The organism is Arthrobacter sp. Ms25 (genome assembly GCF_059090365.1).
Genome location: NZ_JBNHFP010000001.1, coordinates 713,499 through 734,073 on the forward strand (window position 1 = coordinate 713,499; position 20,575 = coordinate 734,073).

Consider the following 20,575-nt stretch of genomic DNA (forward strand, 5'->3'; position numbering starts at 1 on the left):
AGGGAATTTTCCTTAAGGGCGAAGATCACCGGAACCGTTCGGGCTCCGGTGAGGCAAGCGGGACGGCATTGCCCCGCTTGGCTCGTGGAGAGTCTAGTTCTCTTTTTTCTCGTCGCGGTTCAGGCGCTTGAGTGTTTCTTCGGGAGTCTCGTCCTGCGGAGCAACTGCGTCGCGGGTGACCGCGGCGTCGGTGCTGCCGTGGGTCTCCTTGCCAAGGGTCAGCGAAGAAGCATCGTCCGGAACAACGGTGCCGTCGGTGTCTTCCTCAGCAGCCGGGACAGCCACTACCTTGGTCAGCGCCTGCAGGTGCACGGTAGCGGTGTTGCCCGGTGAAAGCTCCAGTACGGCCTTGTTTTCCTCCTGGTCCACGGAGACGATCCGACCGAACAGCCCGAACTGGGTCATGACCTCGGTACCCGGAACCATCTGGGCGCGCTGCTGGGCCATCGTCTGCGTCGTCTTCTTCTGCTTGCGGAACATCATGATCACGAAGACCACGAGGAGCAGGGGAATGACGAGATCAGCAAAATTCACGTGGGGAGTTCCGTTTCTGTTGAGGAAAGTTCTTGGCACGTCCGGGCATGCCGCCGTAGACCGTACCGTAGGCCCAGTCTAAGGGGAAAACGTGGAAGGAACCTGTTAAGTTTCCTGAGGGGTCCAGTCGCCGGGTCCCGCCGCAGTGGCCGTCCCGGGTCCGGAAAACATATTCGCCGGCATGGCAGCAGCCACGCTCTCGGGCATCTGCAGCCCCAGATGCTCCCACGCTGCACGCGTTGCGATGCGTCCCCTCGGGGTCCGGCCGAGCAGGCCCTCACGCACCAGATACGGCTCGGCCACGGTCTCCACCGTCTCGGGTTCCTCGCCGACGGCGATCGCCAGCGTGGAAAGACCCACCGGTCCCCCGTTGAACTTGGTGATCAGCGCGGTCAGCACGGCGCGATCCAGCCGGTCCAGGCCGAGGACGTCCACCTCATACATGTCCAGGGCAGCTCCGGCGGAGCGGGCATCGATCTGCTCGATTCCATGCACCAGGGCCCAGTCCCGGACACGGCGCAGCAGCCGGTTCGCGATTCGGGGGGTCCCGCGGGACCGGCCGGCCACCTCGGCGAAACCGGCGGAGTTGACCTTCATGTCCATCAGCATGGCCGAGCGGCGCAGTACCAGTTCCAGTTCGTCCGTCGAGTAAAACTCCAGGTGTCCGGTGAACCCGAAACGGTCCCGCAGCGGGCCGGGCAGCAGGCCGGCACGGGTAGTGGCGCCCACGAGGGTGAACGGAGGCAGGTCCAGCGGAATGGCGGTGGCACCGGCTCCCTTGCCGACGACGATGTCGACGCGGAAATCCTCCATGGCCATGTAGAGCATTTCCTCGGCCGGCCGGGACATGCGGTGGATTTCGTCCAGGAACAGCACCTCGCCCTCGGTGAGGGACGACAGGATGGCTGCCAGGTCCCCCGCATGCTGGATCGCAGGTCCGGAACTGATCCGCAGCGGCGCGTTCATCTCCGCGGCAATGATCATGGACAGGGTGGTCTTGCCCAGCCCGGGCGGACCGGAGAGCAGTACGTGGTCTGCGCTGCGGCCGCGCAGCCGGGACGCTTCAAGCACCAGTGAGAGCTGCTCCCGGACACGCTTCTGCCCCACGAAGTCGTCAAGGTTCTTGGGCCGCAGCGCGGCTTCGATGGCTTTGTCGTCCGGATCGGGCCCGGGGGCGACCAGGGAATCGGCGGCGGACACTTAGCCGGCCTTCCGGCGCGAGGCTGTCCGGGCGCCGTCGGTGCCGAGGCGGCGCAGGGTCAGCTTCAGGATTTCCCCCACATTGCCGGCGGCAGCGACGTCGGGATGCTCTGCCGCGGTGTCGTCGATGGCGGCCGTAGCGTCCTTTTCGGACCAGCCGAGGCCGGTCATTGCGGCGAGGACCTGTTCCTGCCAGCGCGGTCCCGCCGGGTTTTCCACCGTGCCGTGCGGGACGAGCTTGTCGGCCAGCTCGAGGACGATCCGGCGGGCTCCCTTGGGACCGATGCCGGAGACCTTGCTGAACGCCTTGTCATCGCCGGAGGAGGCAGCCACGCGGATGGCTTCGGGGGTGTGCACGGCCAGGACCGCGAGGGCGATCCGCGGGCCTACGCCGCTGACGCCCAGGAGGATTTCGAAGACTTCCCGCTGGTCGGCGTCGCTGAATCCGTACAGGGTCATGGAGTCCTCGCGGACGATCATGGCGGTGTGGACGAACGCTTCGCTTCCCGTGCGCAGTGAGGCCAGGGTCTGCGGGGTGGCCTGGATGAGCATCCCGAGCCCGTGGACATCAATGACGGCAGAGGAAAGGCCCACGTGCGAAACGACCCCGCGGAGGGAACTGATCATGAAGGAACTCCAGAGGCTGTATAGAACATATCTACGAATACCCTACTTGCTGGCTCCCGCATTCCCCTGCTGGTCACTAGCTTCCGCGTTTTGCCCGGGCTTCGGCCTCCGCCCACAGCCGCTGCGCCGGCGTGAGCCCGGAAGCCGGGGCGGTGCCCCGCGATGCCGAGCCTGCAGTAGGTCCGGGACCGGCGACGCCGCGCCGCCAGGCATGGGTGATCGCCAGGGCAAGCGCATCGGCGGCATCTGCGGGCTTGGGCATTTCATCCAGCCGCAGGATCTTGGTCACCATCTTGCCTACGGCGTCCTTGTTGGCGGAGCCGGAGCCGGTCACTGCCGCCTTGACCTCGGTGGGAGTGTGCAGGGCCACGGGAATCCCCCGCCGCGCCGCGGCGGCGATGACGACGCCCGAAGCCTGTGCAGTGCCCATCACGGTGCTGACGTTGAGCTGGCTGAACACCCGCTCCACGGCCAGGACATCCGGCCGGTGGGTGTCCAGCCACAGCTCGATGGCTTCGGAGATCACCAGCAGCCGCGCATCGAGCGCGGTGCCGGCCACCGTGCCGACAACTCCGACGGCCACGAGGGTGGCCCGGCGGTTCCCCTCGACCTCAACTACTCCGAGGCCGCAGCGGGTCAGGCCGGGGTCCACCCCCAGGACGCGTAAGGACACCGATTCGGCGCTTAGTCGTCTTCTTCAAGCTCGGCCATGACAGCGGCCGGGATATCAGCGTTGGAGTAGACGTTCTGGACGTCGTCGAGGTCTTCCAATGCGTCCACGAGCTTGAGGAACTTGCGGGCAGCGTCGGCGTCCAGTTCCACGTGCATGGACGGAACGAATTCGGCTTCGTCGGTCTCGTACTCGATGCCGGCTTCCTCCAGCGCACCGACGACGGCGCGAAGGTCCTGCGGCTCGGAGATGATCTCGAAGTTCTCGCCCGATTCCTTCACTTCGTCCGCACCGGCGTCCAGGACGGCCATGAGCAGATCGTCTTCGGTGAGGCCGTTCTTCGGCAGGTTGACGACGCCCTTGCGGGTGAACATGTACGCCACCGAACCAGGATCGCCCATGTTGCCGCCGTTGCGGGTCACGGCGAGGCGGACCTCGGAGGCGGCACGGTTCTTGTTGTCGGTGAGGCACTCGATCAGGAGGGCGGAGCCCTGCGGGCCGTAGCCCTCGTACATGATCGTCTGGTAATCGACGGCCTCGCCGAGCAGGCCGGCGCCGCGCTTGACCGCGCGGTTGATGTTGTCGATGGGCACCGAGGTCTTCTTGGCCTTCTGCACGGCCAGTTCAAGGGCCGGGTTGCCTGCCATGTCGGCTCCGCCGGCACGTGCTGCAACTTCGATGTTCTTGATCAGCTTGGCGAAGGACTTGGCGCGCTTGGCATCAATTACGGCCTTCTTGTGCTTGGTTGTTGCCCATTTAGAGTGGCCCGACATGCTCTACGCTTCTCCTCTGATCGATAAAAAAGTCCGGCTGCTTGCCGCCCGTCCTAGGCCCCGATAATCCGGCCCGAACAGGGAGACCAGCGAAGCTTCCCGAACACACTGCCACAATTCTAGCGACCGAATCCGTTTCCGGGGCCGGAAATGCCCCAGGGACCCCGGGCCGGGTCGCGGCCCGGAGCACAAAACGCCGCGGACCGGTCCTTGGGTGCAGTCTCACGCCTCCGGCTTCGGCGGCCGATCAAGGGTGTGCGCTATATTCAGTAACCATGAGTTCTTTCTCCATCCTGGTCGGAAAACTGGTCCGCAGTGCCTCCAAACTGCGCGGCGGCGGTTCCGCCCTGCCGGGCCTGGTGGTGGAGAAAATCGACCCGGATTTCATTCGCCGCACCCTCGCAGACCTGCCGCTCGGCGTCGCCGTCGTCTCCGGAACCAACGGCAAGACCACCACCACCAAGATGGTGGTGGAGCTGCTCGAGAGCCAGGGACTGAAGGTCTTCACCAACCGCACCGGCAGCAACTTCACCCGCGGAGTCGCCGCTGCGCTGCTGGGCGAGGTGAACCTGCGCGGACACCTGGACGCGGACATAGCCGTCCTGGAGCTGGACGAGGCGCACGCCGTGCACTTCGTAAAGCTGATCCAGCCGCGCTACAGCCTGCTGCTGAACGTCCTGCGCGACCAGCTGGACCGGTTCGGCGAGATCGACAAGACCACCCGGCTGCTTGAAAGCATTGCCCGCGCCACTACCGAGACCGTCGTGCTGAACCGGGAAGACCCCCGCGTGGCCGGCATTGCCGAGTCCCTGAACGGCCAGCGCGCCGTGTACTTCGGCCTGGACGCGTCGCTGCGCAGCACCTTCCCCAACGACGACGAGATGCGCGGCAGCCTCGCTGAAGCCCTCGCGGCCACCCAGGAGGCCGACGTCGTGCTGGAGCGCGTGGGTGAGACGGAAGCCGACTTCCTGGTCGACGGAGAGGTCCGCACCTCCGGGCTGAAGCTGCGCGGGGTCTACAACATCTTCAATGCGGCCGCCGCGCTGGCCTTCGCGCGGACGATCAAGGGGAACGACCTGGACGCGGATGCGCTGTTCACCGCGCTGTCCAACGTGGAACCTGCTTTCGGGCGCGGTGAGTCCCTGACCGTCAACGGCCAGCCGCTGGAGCTGGTGCTGGTCAAGAACCCCAGCGGCTTCCGCCTCGGATTGAAGTCCTTTGCCGCCCACGGCTATTCGACCATGATTGCCATCAACGACAACTACGCCGACGGCCGGGACATGTCCTGGCTGTGGGACGTGGACTTCGAGTCGCTCGCCGAAGGGGGCGTCGACGTCGTCAGCGGCGTACGCGCCTACGACATGGCCCTGCGCCTGAAGTACGACGACGTTCCGGTGCGCACCATCGAACCCGACATCACGGACGGGCTGAAGCGTTTCATCAAGGACTCCCCCGGGGTTCCCATGCGGATCTTCTGCACGTACACGGCCATGCTGGCCGTACGCCGGGAACTCTCCAAGATCACGAAGGTAGAGGTGGTCTCATGACCGAGGACCGCACAATCAAGATCCTGCAGCTGTACCCGCGGGAAATGAACATTTACGGCGACTGGGGCAATGTGCTGGTGCTCAAGCAGCGCCTGAAGTGGTACGGCTACTCCCCCGTCGTGGAGGAGTACAACGCCGGGGACGAGTTCCCGGACGACGTCGACATCATCGTCGGCGGCGGCGGCCAGGACAGCGGTCAGGTGGTGATCCAGCAGGATCTCCAGCAGCTTGCCCCCACCCTCCAGCGGCTGGCAGATGACGGCCTGCCCATGCTGGTGATCTGCGGCCTCTACCAGCTGTTTGGACGCTTCTTCAAGACGCACGAGGGTGCCCTGATTCCGGGCATCGGCATCCTGGACATGGAAACCCACGGCGGCGATGTGCGGCTGATCGGCAACGTGCACTCGGTGAGTGAGGAATTCGGCGACATCCACGGCTACGAGAACCACAGTGGCCAGACGTTCCTCGGCCCCGGTGTGAAGCCGCTTGCCGAGATCCGCAAGGGTGAAGGCAACAACACCAAGGACAGCACCGAAGGCGCGCGGTATAAGAACGTGGTGGCCAGCTACCTGCACGGTTCCCTCCTGCCCAAGAACCCGGCAATCGCCGATTTCCTGATCGAGCAGGCTGCCATCCGGAAGTTCGGCAGCTTCTCCCCCGCTCCCCGGTCGGAAGAGGACCTGGCGGAGCTGTCGAAGCTGTCGGACATGGCACGCCAGCACGCCGGGCAGCGGCCGCGGTAGCGTTCGATCCTGGCTTAGGCAGCCGCCTCCGCGGCAGCAAGTGCCTTGTCCGTGAGGATCGGCATCATCGCCAGCAGGGCGAGGGTCAGCACACCCATAATGCCGAACATGGCCTGCAGTCCCAGCCATTGGGCCAGCAGCCCGCCGACTGCTGCCCCCAGGGGCATGGTGCCCCAGGCCAGAAGCCGGTAGGCGCTGTTGACCCGTCCCAGCAACCGGTTTGGGGTGATGCGTTGACGCAGCGAGACGGTGATGACGTTCCACAGCACAACCAGCATGCCGCCGACGAAGAGAATGGGCCCCAAGACGTAGGGATTGCTGGTGAGTGCCGGTGCTCCGACGAACATCGCGGAACCGACGATGGTGAGCGCCAGGGATGTGGATCGGCCCAGTTTCGCTTCCACCCGTTCCGCGATGAATGACCCCACAAAGGCGCCGAGGGCCGACGTCGTCAGGAATAGCCCAAACCCGGCTTCGGAGAGCCCCATTTCCGAGCCGGGTCCGACGGCGAACAGAACGAGGACGGCGAAGGCGGCGCTGGATCCGAAGTTCAAGACCCCGGTCATCAGCGCAAGGGTGCGGAGAATCTTCTGGTTCCAAAGGAATCTCAGTCCTTCCCCAATGTCGAACCGCAGTGTCGTCTTTTGTTCGCGCTCCATCCGGAAGCTGCCCGGCAGCAGGAACAGCCCGCCGACCGCTGCAAGCCACAGGGCTGCCGGAACGGCGAAGCCTGCAGCTACGCCAATGCCCACCAGCAGGCCGCCCAACGGGGGTCCAATAAACTGGTTTGCGGTGAGTTCGGCCGCGTAAAGCCGGCCATTGGCGCGTGAAAGCTGATCTTTGTGGACCACCTGGGGCAGGATCGACTGCGCTGAAGTGTCGTACAGGGTTTCCGCCGCCCCCACCGTCAGTGCGACGACGTACAGGGCCCAGATGGATCCGAGATCGAGAAGGATCACCGCTGCCAGCAATGCGGGCAGGGCGGCGCGGCTGAAGTTGGCCCACAGCATCAGCTTCCGCCGGTCCCATCGGTCTGCCAGGGCTCCGGCGGTCAGGGCGAAGAGCAGCCACGGAAGAGTGGCGACCACGGTGAGTCCGGCGATCGCTGTCGGAGACTGCGTCAGCTGAATCGCCATCAACGGCAAAGCTATCTTGAAGACCCCGTCCGCGAGGTTGGACAGCCCCGATGAAGTCCATAGCTTCCAAAAGGGAGCGCCTAGGGACACCCTCTGCTCCGGTTTCGCGTGTTGTGCACTGTTGGCCATGCCCTGCACCATGGCACATCGATTTAGAAAGCTCAAGGGGGTGGATTTTACCAAATCGACTCTAGGATGAGTTCATGACCGACTCAAAACGGCCGGACGGTCATCGGAAAAATTCCGCCGCCGACGCCCGGGAAATCAAGGCGCTGGCGCATCCGCTGCGCCTGAGGATACTTCGCTTGTGCGGGCTCCATGAGCTGACCAATAAACAGCTCGCTGACCGCTTGGGACACGACCCGGGGACGGTTCTTTATCACGTACGGCAGCTGCTCGCCGCCGGATTCCTTGAACCCGCTGAGGTTCGCACAGGCGTAAGCGGTGCACTCGAGAAGCCGTACCGCTCGACAGGGCGATCGTGGAACCTGGACCGGGCACTGCAGGATGCCGACCCAGAAGGAACCCTCGCCCCGTTGGAGGCGGTACGCGAGGAACTGACCGAAGCAGGTCCGGATGCACTTGCCAGCCTTTCACGCTTCGTACTGCACCTGTCGCCGGAAGACGCCGAGGATCTCATCACCCGGGTCCACGCCGTGCTCGGCGACTACACAGACACCGGCCAGCAGCGTTCCGACCAGCCCGCTTACGGAGGCCTGTTCATACTCCACAAAGCGTCGGACCAGGTTGGCGACCGAAGCCGAGCGGGCAGTAGCGGCGCAGGGACCGGGAATCCGCGTGCCCGCACCACCGGCGGATCCTCTCTCAGCGACTCCTGAGCGCTTCGGGCAAGGACATGGCCCTGCCCCGCACGAGTTCCAGGCGCGCCCTGAATCCTTCCGGCACCTGGGCCGGCAATTCATTCACTGGGAACCAGCGGACGGCTTCGCTCTCCTCGCTGACCGAAATCACCGCGTCAGAGCCAACAACTGCGGCGAATCCCACATCCCAATGCGCGGAACAGGAGAACCCCGCCTGCAGGTCGTGTCGGTCCAGATCCATGATCGCGGAGGAAAGCAGGACCAAATCGCCAATGCCGGACTCCTCGCGGGCCTCCCTTTGGGCCGCTTCCGGCACCGACATATCCTCCGGTTCGATGTGGCCTCCGAACTGCACCCAAAACTGCCCCTTGCGGTGGAAGCACAACAGAACGTGATCGAATTCCGGCGAAAACACAAAACATGACCCAGTGACATGCTCCGGGCCTCCGCCCTTGCGAAGCGAGGCATCCCCCGCGGCACTCAGGAACCGCTCATAGGATTCCCTCGATGTTGAGGCGGGAAGTGCCCGGAGGCGGGTCAGTAGATCGTCAAGAGGCATACCGTTTATTCTGCCGGATGCCGCAGGACGAAGATCCCGTTGGGGCTGCGTGAAATGAGGCACATGGGGTTCCCATGCCTCAACGGTGGTATCGACCAGAATGCCGGCCCGTTGGGGAGCATCGGCATCCGGCCCACCGACGGTGAGGAGCGCACGGGCTTAGTGCTGCGGATCGACCGATCAGGTACCCGGCAGCGGTGGAGCCGCGGACTGATAAGTGTGTCCGGTCGGCGTGGTGATCTCAACCGTGTGCCGGCCCGGGGTGTCCACACCTTCGGTCCGCCAGCCCGGAGCTTCCTTGGCCTGGTTGCAGGCTTCGCAGAGGCCCTGCAGGTTGCCCGCCTCGGTATTCCCGCCGGACCGGTGCGGCCGGATGTGGTCGCGGTGGCGGATGGGTGCCCCGCACCACGGTGTCCGGCAGACCTGGTCCCGGGTCTCAATGAGCCGGGCCAGGGCTCCGGGGGCATATCGGGCCCTGGAGTCCATTCCGACGAGTTCACCCGAGCCCGGAGCCGTATACAGGCGGCGAAGCCAGAGGCGCGGTGACTGCCCGGCCCCGGGGGAGGTTTCCCGGCCACGCACGTACCCGCCTTCCCCTGCCGCCCTGCTGACGGTGAGGCGGGCCCACCCGGCCGGAACGATCCCGTACCCCTGCAGGTGTGCCGGCTCCCGGTCGCCCCTGAGCAGGGTGCGGTCTGTCATGACCAGCTGCACCTCTACCGGCACCTGATCCGCTCGAGCCAGCCCGGTGATCCGTTCCACCATAGTGTCGGCCATGATCTGGCCGCGGCCCCGGGTGTCGCCGCGTGCACGCAGCGAGTCGGCTTCCCGGCTCAGGGCCGCATATACGGCCACCCCTTGGGCAACCGGCAGCAGGCCGGTGAGGTACGTCATGGTGTCCGGTGCGGGACGGCAGGACACATACCGGTCCGCCACCGCCTTGGCCGCCCGGCGCACCAAGGCCCGCTGGTCGATGCGGTAGGTAATCTTCCGGATCCGGACGAGGAGGCGGCCGTCGCCAAGCCCCTCCAGTGCAGCAGGATTCCCGGCGATTTCCCGGTCCACGAGCTTCCTGTCCGCCACCGACAGGCAGGCGGTTTCCCGCACGAGCAGGGTGGCCCGCCATTCACTGATCCGCCCCTCGGACAGGGCCTGCAGCGTGCAGGGCATCTCCCGGGTCAACGCGGTCGCAAAGCCCAGGATCCGTCCACCCCGGGCGGGTGATTCCCGCCGGGCCAGCGCTATCTGGCTAGCCGTTCCCCTGCCCTGTTGCTCGCGGGGAATTCCTGACCTCGCGTGTGCGCCTCGGACCGATGCGTCCAGCGCGGCGGCGATCCTCGCCTGTGCCGCACTGGCTGCTGCCTTCAGTTCTTCCAACACACGAAGATGATCCACCAGGTCCGCATCCGTGGCTTCCGCGATAAGGGCCAGCGTCGCACCGCTTGAGAGTCTGCCGATCCAGGCGGAAACGCTGGCAATGCCCGCCCCGTCGGGACCCGGGTCGGGGCCTGCAGCTGGTGGACTTTCGGCTGCGGGAGACCCGGCAGCCGTCGATGAATCGATCACGTTCCCGAACCTATCCACCACCGCAGCACCCCGGAATACGCGCTGTCCCCCTGGTGCGCAACCCGTCCCACACACCGCTCGGTGGAGGCAAAGACAACAGGCGGGCACAACCTGCCGCCAACGGAAAACGGCTACTTCCCGGCAGGCTCCTGCGCCACCAGCCATTCGTGCGCCCCGGCCTCGGCGGCCCCGAGGGACTCGACCACCGGAACGGTCCTGGCGCGCACCGCAGCGGCGTGCTCCGGCGACGCGCACTGCCCCTGCGGTAGGTCCCCGGCAACGGAACACCACCGGTACGGATCCCGGACAATCACCGACGGCGCCCAGGCGAGATCGCTCACTGTCCAGGCGCCGGCGTCGTCGCGGGCGAACTGCGCCCGGACAATCAGGCCTTCGTTATTGACGTCGTACCAGGGCGACAGTTCGGTGACGGCATTGCCGAGCCCGTACACGATCCACGTGCCGTTGTAGTTCTCGATCGGCAGGACGGAATGCGTGTGGTGGCCGTAAATGAAGTCGAACTCGCCGCTGTCCGCCAGCGCGTGGGCGGTTTCCGTCTGCTGGGCGTTGGGCACCGAGGCATACTCGTCACCGGCGTGGATGGCCGCGACGACGACGTCAGCCCCCGCCGCACGGGCTGCCTTCGCCTTGGCAATCATGGCCGGGGCGTCCAGCAGATCCACCTGCCAGGGCTGCTCGGGGACCAGGCCGTTCAGCCCGTAGGTCGCCTCGATGACGGCCAGGTCGCCCGCAGGAGCGGACAGGAGCATGGGGGCTCCGGCTCCTGCTTCTGCAGCGTAGGAACCGGTGTGTTCCAGTCCCAGGGAATCCAGCACGTCCAGCGTACGGTTCAGCCCGGCCGTCCCGGCGTCGATGGTGTGGTTGCTGGCCGTGGTGCAGCCGGAATAGCCGACGGCGGCAGCGGCGGTGAGGATCTGCGGAGGCACGTTGAACATGGGGTAGCCCGCGTAGGGGCCGTCCGGTTCGGCCACCGGAGTCTCCATGTGGCACACCGCCAGGTCTGCAGCCGATAGATAGGTCCGCTGCCCGGCCAGCAGCGGCTCGAAGTCCAGCGGACCCTTACCGGTGGCACCAGCATCCACCTCAGCCTGATCCCACAGCTGCGGATGGACCAGCAGGTCCCCGGCAAGCATCAGAGAGAAGCAGTTCTCCGTGGGACATTCCGGTCCTTTGCCGGAGCTGCCGGGCTTCGGAGACGGTGTCGACGACGCAGACGGGGACGGGACCGCTGCAGGCGGTGACGATGCCGCGGCCCCCTGGCCGCTTTCCGGCCCGTCTCCCCCGTCCGCCGTGCAGCCGCCGAGCAACAGGGCCAGCACCACCGCGGATACGAGTGCCGGCAGCCGGACCAGCGCCGGGCCGGACCCGGCGGTGCGGACGTTCCGTGTGCGTTCCATAAACTCCCCCGCGGATTTCGCCCCGGCCTGCTGGCGGCGGGGAACGGACCGATCCTACGGCAGTGTCAGGTTGGTTCGGGATGCCCCGCTGTGCCAGTCTTGGGCTTTATGGACAACCCCTTCCTTTACCCGAGTACCCTTCCGTACCAGCTGCCCCCGTTCGAGCAGATCTCCGAGGACGTGTTCCTCCCTGCTTTTGAGGTGGGGATGCGGGAGCATGCGCAGCAGATTGAGCGGATTGCCGCCAACCCGCAGTCCCCGGACTTCGAGAACACCATTGCGGCCCTGGAGTTGTCGGGCCAGGAGCTGGGGCGCACCGCCGTCGTCTTCTTCACCCTTTGTGCCGCGGACGCTACGGAAGGCGTGCAGCGGATCCAGCAGGAGATCGGTCCGCGGCTGGCGGCCCATGAGGATGCCGTCTACCTCAACCGGCAGCTCTTTGACCGGGTGGACGCGGTCGCGGCGAACCCCGTCGGTCTGGATGATGAGCAGGCACGCCTGGTGTCCGAGTACCGACGCCGCTTCATCCGTGCCGGAGCACAGCTCGACGACGCCGGTCAGGCCCGCATGCGGGAGATGAACGCCCGGCTTTCGGAGCTCGGGACCGAATTCTCCCAGCGGCTGCTGAAGGACACCAATGATTCGGCACTGCTCGTGGACGACCCTGCGGAGCTGGACGGACTGTCCGACGACGACCTCGCCGCTGCCGCCTGCGCCGCGAAGGACGCCGGACACGACGGCAGGTACCTGCTGCCCCTCGTGCTGCCCACCCCGCAGCCGGCGCTGGCCTCGCTGACGAACCGCGGGACCCGCCGCAGGCTGCACGAAGCCGCCCTCAACCGCGGTTTCCGGACCAATTCGGCTAACACCCTGGCCATCGCCGCCGAAATGGCCGCGCTGCGGGCCGAGAAAGCCGCACTGCTCGGATTCGCCAGCCACGCCGAGTACGCCACGGACGACCAGACCGCCCCGTCCCTGGACGCGATCCACGAGATGCTGGACAAGCTGGCCCCGGCGGCCGTGCGCAACGCCAAGGCCGAAGCCGAAGAGCTGCGCGCAGCGGCACGGCGGGACGGCCACGAACTGGCCGCCTGGGACTGGGCGTATTACTCCGAGCAGGTCCGGCGGGAGAAGTTCGACGTCGACTCCTCCGCGCTGCGCCCGTACTTCGAGCTCGAGCGGGTCCTGAACGACGGCGTTTTCTACGCCGCCAACCGCCTCTACGGGCTGACCTTCACCGAGCGGACGGATCTCCCCGGCTATCACCCCGATGTTCGGGTCTGGGAGGTCAAGAACGACGACGGCACCGGGCTGGGCCTGTTCCTGGGCGACTACTACACGCGTGACACCAAGAACGGGGGTGCCTGGATGAACTCCCTCGTCCACCAGTCCCGGCTGCTGGACGCCCCGCCCGTGGTCATTAACAACCTGAACATCTCCAAACCCTCAGCCGGCGAGCCCACGCTGCTGACCTTCGACGAGGTGGTCACCGCGTTCCACGAATTCGGCCACGCGCTGCACGGACTCTTTTCCGATGTCACCTATCCGGAGTTCTCCGGCACCGCCGTGCCGCGGGACTTTGTGGAATACCCGTCGCAGGTCAACGAGATGTGGATGCTGTGGCCGGAAGTGGTCACCAGCTTCGCAAAACACCACATCACCGGGGAGCCGCTGCCGCAGTCGGACATCGACAAGGTGAAGGCAGCGGCCATCTGGGGCGAAGGGTTCTCCACCACCGAGTATCTGGGTGCGGCCCTGCTGGACCTGGCCTGGCACGAGCTGCCGCCGGGGAAAACGGTGACCGACCCCGAAGCCTTCGAGGCATCTGCCCTCGCGGCGGCCGGCGTCGATCTGGACCTGGTTCCCCCGCGCTACCGCACCGGCTACTTCAAGCACATCTTCGCCGGCGGCTACGCCGCCTCCTACTACGCCTACATCTGGAGCGAAGTGCTCGACGCCGACACGGTCCAGTGGTTCGAAGAAAACGGCGGGCTGACCCGGGAGAACGGAGAGCGGTTCCGGACGGAGCTGCTGTCCCGCGGCAACAGCATCGACCCGCTGCAGGCGTTCCGGAACTTCCGCGGACGCGATGCGCAGCTTCAGCCGCTGCTGGACCGGCGCGGCCTGGCCTAAGCATGCACGCGCGGCCGTAGCCCTGCAGGCGCGGCCGCGCAGATAAGCAGGGCCGCTCAGATACAGAAAAGGCGGGAACCGGTGATCCGGTTCCCGCCTTTTCTGTATCTCTTCGTTCTACGTTGCCGGGTTCCCCAGCTTGGCCTGTTTCCGGACGCTGTACATGCGCTGGCCGATGGTCACGCAGCTGGCCAGGGTCAGCAGGATGAGGACCACCAGCAGCAGCACGTCCGGGACGCCCAGGCCCACCAGCCCGGTGGCCACCAGCAGGGACACCAGCCGCTCGGCCCGCTCGGCAATGCCGACATTGGCGGTAAAGCCCAGCGACTCTGCCTTGGCCCGGATGTAGGAAACGAGCATGCCCACTACCAGGCAGAGGACGGCGGCGATGCCGATCGCGTCATTGTCCCCGCCGGTGAAGAACCAGATGGCAACGCCGGCAAACAGGGCGCCGTCGGCAAAGCGGTCAAGCGTGGAGTCCAGGAACCCGCCCCAGCTGCCCTTGCGCTGCTGCTGCCGGGCCATGATCCCGTCGATAACGTCGGAGAAGATGAAGGCGGTGATGAATATGGTTCCCCAGAACAGCTCGCCGAGCGGATAAAAGACCAGGCCGCCGATCATTACGCCAAGCGTTCCGGCAATGGTGACCATGTCCGGGGTGACCCGGTGCCGCAGCAGCCAGGTTGCCAACGGGGTGAAAACGGCAGTGAAGAATCCCCGTGCGTATTTGTTCAGCACGTGTCAGTCCTCGATGTCCGGGCCGGAGCCCTCTACGGGCCAGGCCTCGGCCACCTGCCGGCGCACGTCCCCCAGGGTCTGGGTGATGGCCTTGGTCTGCGCGATGATCGGCAGGAAGTTTCCGTCGCCGCCCCACCGCGGAACGATGTGCTGGTGCAGGTGCGCGGCAATTCCGGCCCCGCCGGTTTCGCCCTGGTTCATGCCCAGGTTGAAACCGGTGGGGCTGGAGACCTTCCGCAGGACCCGCATGGCGGTCTGGGTCAGCGCCGCGATTTCCGCGGTCTCCTCCAGGTCGATGTCCGTGTAGTCCGGAACGTGCCGGTACGGGCAGACCAGGAGGTGGCCGGCGTTGTAGGGAAACAGGTTCAGGATGACGAAGGCGTGCCGGCCGCGGTGGACGATAAGCGATTCCTCGTCCGAGCGTTCCGGGGCGGCGCAGAACGGGCAGGTCTCCTTGGAGGACACCTGCTTCTGCCCGCCCTTGATGTAGGCAAGCCGGTGCGGAGTCCACAGCCGCTGGAAAGCGTCGGGGACGCCGGCGAGTTCAAACGTATCCGTCACCGCGGCGTCGTCGTGTTGTTCTCCCATAGCGTCCCCGCCGCCCTACTTGTCCCGGTTGCGGACGGCTTCGACAATCCGCTTGACGGCCTCTTCGACCGGCACGCCGTTGTCCTGGCTGCCGTCGCGGAAGCGGAAGGACACGGCGCCGGCCTCGGCGTCGTCACCGCCGGCGATCAGGACAAACGGGATCTTGTCCTTGGACGCGGTGCGGATCTTCTTCGGGAAGCGGTCGGTGCCGGTATCCACCTGTGCGCGGATGCCGTGGGCCTTGAGCTTGTCGACGACGTCGAACATGTAGTCGTTGAACGCTTCGGCCACGGGAATGCCCACCACCTGGACCGGAGCCAGCCAGGCGGGGAACGCGCCGGCGTAGTGCTCGGTGAGCAGGCCCATGAAGCGTTCCACGGAACCGAACAGGGCGCGGTGGATCATGACCGGACGCTGGCGGCTGCCGTCGGCGGCCTGGTATTCGAGCTCGAAGCGCTCGGGCAGGTTGAAGTCCAGCTGGATGGTGGACATCTGCCAGGTGCGGCCGATGGCGTCGCGGGCCTGGACGGAGATCTTGGGACCGTAGAACGCGGCACCGGCCGGGTCCGGCACCAGGTCCAGGCCGGAGGCTTCGGCCACTTCGGCGAGGGTGCGGGTGGCTTCCTCCCACACCTCGTCGGAGCCGACGTACTTTTCCGGGTCCTTGGTGGAGAGCTCCAGGTAGAAGTCATCCAGGCCGTAGTCCCGAAGCAGGTCCAGCACGAACTTCAGCGTGGTGGTCAGTTCGTCCTTCATCTGCTCGCGGGTGCAGTAGATGTGGGCATCGTCCTGGGTCATGCCGCGCACGCGCGTCAGGCCGTGGATGACGCCGGACTTTTCGTAGCGGTACACGGAACCGAATTCGAACAGGCGCAGCGGCAGTTCACGGTAGGACCGTCCGCGGGAGCGGAAGATCAGGTTGTGCATGGGGCAGTTCATCGGCTTCAGGTAGTAGTCCTGGCCGGGCTTGGTGACCTCGCCGGTCTCCGGGTCGGTGACCTCATCCACGTGCATGGGAGGGAACATGCCGTCGCGGTACCAGTCCAGGTGGCCGGAGACCTCGTACAGGTGGCCCTTGGTGATGTGCGGGGTGTAGACGAACTCGTAGCCGGCCTCGGTGTGGCGCTGGCGGGAGTAGTCCTCCATGGCCTTGCGGATGATGCCGCCCTTGGGGTGGAACACCGGCAGGCCCGAGCCCAGCTCGTCCGGGAAGGAGAACAGGTCCAGTTCGGTGCCGAGCTTGCGGTGGTCCCGGCGCTCGGCTTCGGCCAGGCGCTCCTGGTAGGCCTTCAGGGCATCCTTGGTGGGCCAGGCGGTGCCGTAGATGCGCTGCAGCTGCTGGTTCTTCTGGTTGCCCAGCCAGTAGGCGGAGGAGGAACGGGTCAGCGCGAAGGCGTTGGAGATCAGCTTGGTGTTGGGCAGGTGCGGGCCGCGGCACAGGTCGCACCAGACGGTTTCGCCGGTCTTGCGGTCCACGTTGTCGTAAATGGTGATCTCGCCGGCGCCCACCTCGATGTTCGCGCCTTCACCGGCTTCCTCGGCGCCGTCCTTGGTGCCCAGCAGCTCGAGCTTGTACGGCTCGTCCTTCATGGCTTCGCGGGCTTCGTCTTCGCTGACCACGCGGCGGGCGAACTTCTGGTTCGAGTTGACGATCTTCTGCATCATCTTCTCGAGGGTCTTCAGGTCCTCCGGCGTGAACGGCTCGGCAACGTCGAAGTCGAAGTAGAAACCGTCCTTGATGTACGGGCCGATGCCCAGCTTGGCATCCGGACGCAGCTGCTGCACTGCCTGGGCCATGACATGCGCGGTGGAGTGGCGCAGGACGTTCAGGCCGTCTTCGGAATCAATGGTGACGGATTCCACGATGTCGCCCTGCTCCAGCGGGGTATCCAGGTCCTTCAAGACGGAGTGCACCCGCATCACGACGACGTCGCGGCGTTCGAAAAAGAGCTGCGCACCGGTGGTGCCAGTATCCACCGTGGTCTCTTCGCCGTCGACGATGAGGGTGAACTTCTCTGGCACTGACACGGTTGTCTCCTAGATTTCGTTGTACGGCGGTGTCTGCACGGCCAAGATCCGGCCGCACTTCCGCCCGTACCGATGTTATCCGCTGCGCTTGGACCCCACCAACATGCCGCGCTGGCGGCCGGGTATCGGAAGCGAGTCCGTGTCCGCCAGATTCCATGCCTCCAGCGCCTGGAGGCTGATGCCCCGCGGTCCGGTACGGCGGGTCAGCCCGCGGACCAGCAGCAGTTCGGTGCCGAAGAGCAGGGGACCGGATTTTTCCTGTGCCTCGTGGAAGAACGTGCAGTCAATACAGCCGGTGCCGTCGTCGAGGCTGATGAACACCACGCGGCGTCCCCCGCGCATGGGCGGGGTCTGGGTGGCTACGCGGATGCCGGCCACCAGCACCTCGGTCCCGTTGCGCAGGTCCACCAGCTGCTCCGCGGGGGTAACCCCCAGCCCGCGCAGCAGCGGCCCGTAGCTTTCCATCAGGTGCGCGCTGACGTCCACGGACAGCAGGTCCAGTTCGGTGCGGACCTTTTCCCGCAGCGCAGGTTCGGGCAGGTGAGGGTGCAGGTTGGACAGTTCGGTATCCCCCAGCGGCAGGGCCAGCTGGCCGGGAATCGGATCATGCTTCCGAGACGCGGCCTTGGCCGGCGCCGCGTCGAGGTAGGAGATCAGGTCCGCACGGCTGGCCTCGGATCCGGTCTGTTTGCTGAGCGAATCGAAGGCGCCGAGCTGGGCCAGCCTACGGAGCGTGGGCCGGGAGATTTTCGCGCGGGCCCGCAGGTCGGCCAGGGAGTCATAGGGCTGTCCGGCGGCGATCCGTCGAAGTTCGACGGCGGACAGGCCGTAGATTCCGGCCAGGGACAGCCGGATCCCCAGCCGGCCGTCGTCGAGCCGTTCCACCCGGTAGGTGTCGCCGCTGCGGTTGATGTCCAGGGGCAGGATGGGAATGCCCATCCTGCGGGCTTCGGCCACGAGCAGCCTGCGGGGGTACATCCCGGGATCGTGTTCGAAGATTCCAGCCAGGAACGCCGCCGGATGGTGTGCCTTCAGCCACGCGGATTGGTAGGTGGGCACGGCAAAGGCGGCTCCGTGGGCCTTGCAGAAGCCGAAGCTGCCGAAGGCCTTGAGCGTGTCCCAGACCTTGTCGATGGTCTCCTGCGGATAGCCCTTCGCCGCGGCCTTGCTGCGGAAGTACTCCTCCACCCCCGGTTCGGCGGTTTCGTTACCCAGCAGCCGGCGCAGTTCATCCGCCTTGGCCAGGCCGCAGCCGGTGAAGACGTTCAGGGTCCGCAGCACCTGTTCGTGGAACACGGTGACGCCGTGGGTTTCGGCCAGCACTGGGCGCAGCGCCTCGTGCGGGTAGACCTCCGGTGAGAAGCCGTGCCGGTGTTCCAGGAACGGACGGACCATGTCGGATTTCATCGGGCCGGGACGGAACAGGGAGATATCGATGATCAGGTCATTGAATTCCCGCGGGGCGAGCTTGCCCACCAGTTCGCGCTGGCCCGGGGACTCGATCTGGAAGCAGCCCAGGGTGTGCGTGCTGCGGATGAGTTCGTAGGTCGGTTCGTCGTCGAACGGCACGGCGTCCAGGTTGATCCGGCCGTCCGGTTCAATGAACTCCGGGTCCGGTCCGTCCCCGTGGCCGCCGGCCTCGATGACTTCCTCGCGGGTGGAGTGCACGCGGACCACTTCACGCACGGCAAAGGCCATGGCGCTCTGCATCCGCACACCCAGCACGTCGAGCTTGAGCATGCCCATGGGGTCCATGTCGTGCTTGTCGAACTGGGACATGGGCAGGCCCAGGCCGCTGGGCTGCACGGGGGTGCGGTCCAGCAGCGAGGTGTCTCCCAGGATCACTCCGCAGGGATGCATGGAAATGTGCCGGGGCAGCCGGTCGAGCCGCTCGGTGAGGTCCACCAGCAGGTCCAGCTGCTGGTTCTTTTCCACCTGTCCGGAGAATTCGCGCAGTTCGGGCTTTTCGGCGAGCGCCTCGCGGAAGTTGCGGGCCGAGAAACGCCATAACTGTTTAGCCACAGCGCCGATCTCCTCCTCCGGCATGCCCAGCGCCAGTCCGGCGTCGCGCACAGCCCCGCGTGCCCGGTAGCCGTTCTGCATGCTCATCAGCGTGACCCGTTCGGAGCCGAAGCGTTCGAAGATGCGGTGATACACGTTGTGCCGCTCGGCGCTTTCCACGTCTATGTCGATATCGGGCAGCGTGGAACGGTCCCGGGAGAGGAAGCGTTCGAAGATCAGGTCATGGTCCAGCGGGTTCACGTGGCTGATACCCAGCAGGTAGTTCACCAGGGAGGAGGCTCCCGACCCCCGTGCCGCGGCGCGTACGCCCATCCCGGTGATCATGGCCGAGACTTCCGCCACCGTGAGGAAGTACGAGGCGAAGCCCAGCCGCTCGATGATGCCCAGTTCGTGTTCGAGCCGGTTGCGCAGTTCCACCTCGGCAACGGAGTCCCGGGGACGCAGCCGGCGGGTAATGCCTGCCTCGCAGCGCTGGCGCAGCTCGATCAGGGGTTCGGCATCTATGCCGATCACCGAGGCTTCGGGTACCACCGGCTGCTTCCAGCCCATATCCGCCACGGGATCTATCCGGCAGGTATCCGCGAGCGCCGCGGTGTCAGCCAGCATCCGTGCCGCTCCCGAGGCACCGTAGCCTGCCTCCGAGCTGATTTCTCGGGCCAGTGCCGTCATGGTCCGTGTCCCCTTGAGCCAGCCCTGCCCGTTGGGTTGCAGGTCCGGGAGGCGGGAGAGGGAGGTCAGCGAGCGCGCGGCGTCGAGCACGTCGGCAGTGGCGGCACCGTCTTCGTCCACGTACCGCACGGCGTTGGTAAGGATGCCGGGGACGCGCATCTCATCGGCGAGCCGGAACATGCGCACGGCGTGGGCCAGGCTGAGGTTCTTCCCCGGGGCGGACAGATGGGTGACCACTTCGACGGCGAGCGCCCGGGCAGGGATCAGCGAGCGCCAGCGGCCGAACAGGGTGCGGGCAACGGCGTAGCTGCGGCTGCGCATCGCCTGGCCGACGTCGGACTGCGGGCCGACGAGGACGGTCAGGACGGGTTCGCCTTCTTCCCCGGGCGTGCCGTCCCCTGCCGGTACGCCGCGGACGTACCCGGCAAGCTGTTCCATGGTCACGCCCACCGGTTTGCCGGTACGTGCCCGGGAGGCTGACGTACCGGCGTGGGCTGCGGAGATCAGCCGGCACAACGCCCGGTAGCCCGCTCCCCCGGTATGGCCGTGGGCAAGGATGACCACCCGGCCCGTGACGGCGTTCGAGTCATCCAGCACAGCGAGGTCCACGCCCACAATGGGATCTATCCCTGCGTCCATGCAGGCACGCAGATGCTTCACCGTTCCGTACAGCCCGTCCCGGTCGGTGCAGGCCAGGGCGTCAGCGCCGTCGGCCGCTGCGGCCTGCGCCATCTCCTCGGGCCAGGACACCCCGTAGTGGGCGCTGAAGGCAGTGGCTGCGTGCAGGTGGGTAAAGCTCATGG

Annotated in this window: 17 protein-coding genes; 4 read left to right on the forward strand and 13 right to left on the reverse strand. The window is 66.2% G+C overall.

The window, feature by feature from the left end:
- Positions 1 to 93: 93 nt before the first annotated feature.
- From AC5RT8_RS03290 to AC5RT8_RS03310, 5 genes are all read right to left on the reverse strand, one after another.
- Positions 94 to 534: a preprotein translocase subunit YajC gene (locus AC5RT8_RS03290; protein WP_494094259.1), complete on the reverse strand. Its 441-nt coding sequence runs from the start codon at positions 532 to 534 to the stop codon at positions 94 to 96.
- Positions 535 to 639: 105 nt separating this feature from the next.
- Entirely contained in the window at positions 640 to 1,734 is a 1,095-nt protein-coding gene (ruvB, locus tag AC5RT8_RS03295) for a Holliday junction branch migration DNA helicase RuvB (protein ID WP_494094260.1), read from the reverse strand.
- Positions 1,735 to 2,361, reverse strand: coding sequence for a Holliday junction branch migration protein RuvA (ruvA, locus tag AC5RT8_RS03300; RefSeq protein ID WP_494094261.1), 627 nt, complete (start codon positions 2,359 to 2,361; stop codon positions 1,735 to 1,737). It lies immediately after the preceding gene.
- 76 nt (positions 2,362 to 2,437) lie between these two features.
- A complete protein-coding gene (ruvC, locus tag AC5RT8_RS03305; RefSeq protein WP_494094262.1) occupies positions 2,438 to 3,034 on the reverse strand; it encodes a crossover junction endodeoxyribonuclease RuvC in 597 nt (198 codons plus the stop codon).
- An 11-nt stretch (positions 3,035 to 3,045) separates the two neighbouring features.
- A complete protein-coding gene (locus AC5RT8_RS03310) occupies positions 3,046 to 3,804 on the reverse strand; it encodes a YebC/PmpR family DNA-binding transcriptional regulator (protein ID WP_494094263.1) in 759 nt (252 codons plus the stop codon).
- Positions 3,805 to 4,079: 275 nt separating this feature from the next.
- Between AC5RT8_RS03310 and AC5RT8_RS03315 the strand changes: the two genes are divergently transcribed.
- Positions 4,080 to 5,351 (forward strand): Mur ligase family protein, encoded by a 1,272-nt coding sequence (locus AC5RT8_RS03315; protein ID WP_494094264.1) that lies wholly within the window; start codon positions 4,080 to 4,082, stop codon positions 5,349 to 5,351.
- Positions 5,348 to 6,094, forward strand: a complete 747-nt coding sequence (locus AC5RT8_RS03320) for a type 1 glutamine amidotransferase (protein ID WP_494094265.1) — start codon at positions 5,348 to 5,350, stop codon at positions 6,092 to 6,094. The genes AC5RT8_RS03315 and AC5RT8_RS03320 overlap by 4 nt, the downstream gene beginning before the upstream one ends.
- Before the next feature lie 14 nt (positions 6,095 to 6,108).
- Here AC5RT8_RS03320 and AC5RT8_RS03325 read toward each other — a convergent pair whose 3' ends face one another.
- Complete coding sequence (locus AC5RT8_RS03325; protein ID WP_494094533.1) at positions 6,109 to 7,371, reverse strand: MFS transporter; 1,263 nt, start codon at positions 7,369 to 7,371, stop codon at positions 6,109 to 6,111.
- A gap of 62 nt (positions 7,372 to 7,433) precedes the next feature.
- Between AC5RT8_RS03325 and AC5RT8_RS03330 the strand changes: the two genes are divergently transcribed.
- Entirely contained in the window at positions 7,434 to 8,069 is a 636-nt protein-coding gene (locus tag AC5RT8_RS03330; RefSeq protein WP_494094266.1) for an ArsR/SmtB family transcription factor, read from the forward strand.
- Here AC5RT8_RS03330 and AC5RT8_RS03335 read toward each other — a convergent pair.
- The 3 genes from AC5RT8_RS03335 to AC5RT8_RS03345 all read right to left on the reverse strand — a co-directional run bounded on the left by AC5RT8_RS03335 (position 8,056) and on the right by AC5RT8_RS03345 (position 11,594).
- Entirely contained in the window at positions 8,056 to 8,610 is a 555-nt protein-coding gene (locus AC5RT8_RS03335; protein ID WP_494094267.1) for an NUDIX hydrolase, read from the reverse strand. The two genes, AC5RT8_RS03330 and AC5RT8_RS03335, sit on opposite strands and share 14 nt — an antisense overlap.
- 180 nt (positions 8,611 to 8,790) lie before the next feature.
- The gene (locus AC5RT8_RS03340) at positions 8,791 to 10,176 is read right to left on the reverse strand and encodes an HNH endonuclease (protein WP_494094268.1); all 1,386 of its coding nucleotides are present in this window, start codon (positions 10,174 to 10,176) and stop codon (positions 8,791 to 8,793) included.
- Between the two features lie 131 nt (positions 10,177 to 10,307).
- Complete coding sequence (locus AC5RT8_RS03345; protein WP_494094269.1) at positions 10,308 to 11,594, reverse strand: CapA family protein; 1,287 nt, start codon at positions 11,592 to 11,594, stop codon at positions 10,308 to 10,310.
- Positions 11,595 to 11,702: 108 nt separating this feature from the next.
- Here AC5RT8_RS03345 and AC5RT8_RS03350 point away from each other — a divergent pair, with 108 nt between their 5' ends.
- A complete protein-coding gene (locus AC5RT8_RS03350) occupies positions 11,703 to 13,727 on the forward strand; it encodes a M3 family metallopeptidase (RefSeq protein ID WP_494094270.1) in 2,025 nt (674 codons plus the stop codon).
- 117 nt (positions 13,728 to 13,844) lie between these two features.
- On the opposite strand, the gene pgsA is transcribed toward AC5RT8_RS03350, so the two are convergent.
- The 4 genes from pgsA to AC5RT8_RS03370 form a co-directional block, all read right to left on the reverse strand.
- On the reverse strand, positions 13,845 to 14,465 hold the full coding sequence (pgsA, locus tag AC5RT8_RS03355) for a phosphatidylinositol phosphate synthase (protein ID WP_494094271.1): 621 nt from the start codon (positions 14,463 to 14,465) through the stop codon (positions 13,845 to 13,847).
- Between the two features lie 3 nt (positions 14,466 to 14,468).
- Positions 14,469 to 15,053 (reverse strand): HIT family protein, encoded by a 585-nt coding sequence (locus AC5RT8_RS03360; RefSeq protein ID WP_494094272.1) that lies wholly within the window; start codon positions 15,051 to 15,053, stop codon positions 14,469 to 14,471.
- A 15-nt stretch (positions 15,054 to 15,068) separates the two neighbouring features.
- A complete protein-coding gene (gene thrS / locus AC5RT8_RS03365) occupies positions 15,069 to 17,081 on the reverse strand; it encodes a threonine--tRNA ligase (protein WP_494094273.1) in 2,013 nt (670 codons plus the stop codon).
- A 75-nt stretch (positions 17,082 to 17,156) separates the two neighbouring features.
- The gene (locus tag AC5RT8_RS03370) at positions 17,157 to 20,573 is read right to left on the reverse strand and encodes a DNA polymerase III subunit alpha (RefSeq protein WP_494094274.1); all 3,417 of its coding nucleotides are present in this window, start codon (positions 20,571 to 20,573) and stop codon (positions 17,157 to 17,159) included.
- Between the last annotated feature and the right edge of the window lie 2 nt (positions 20,574 to 20,575).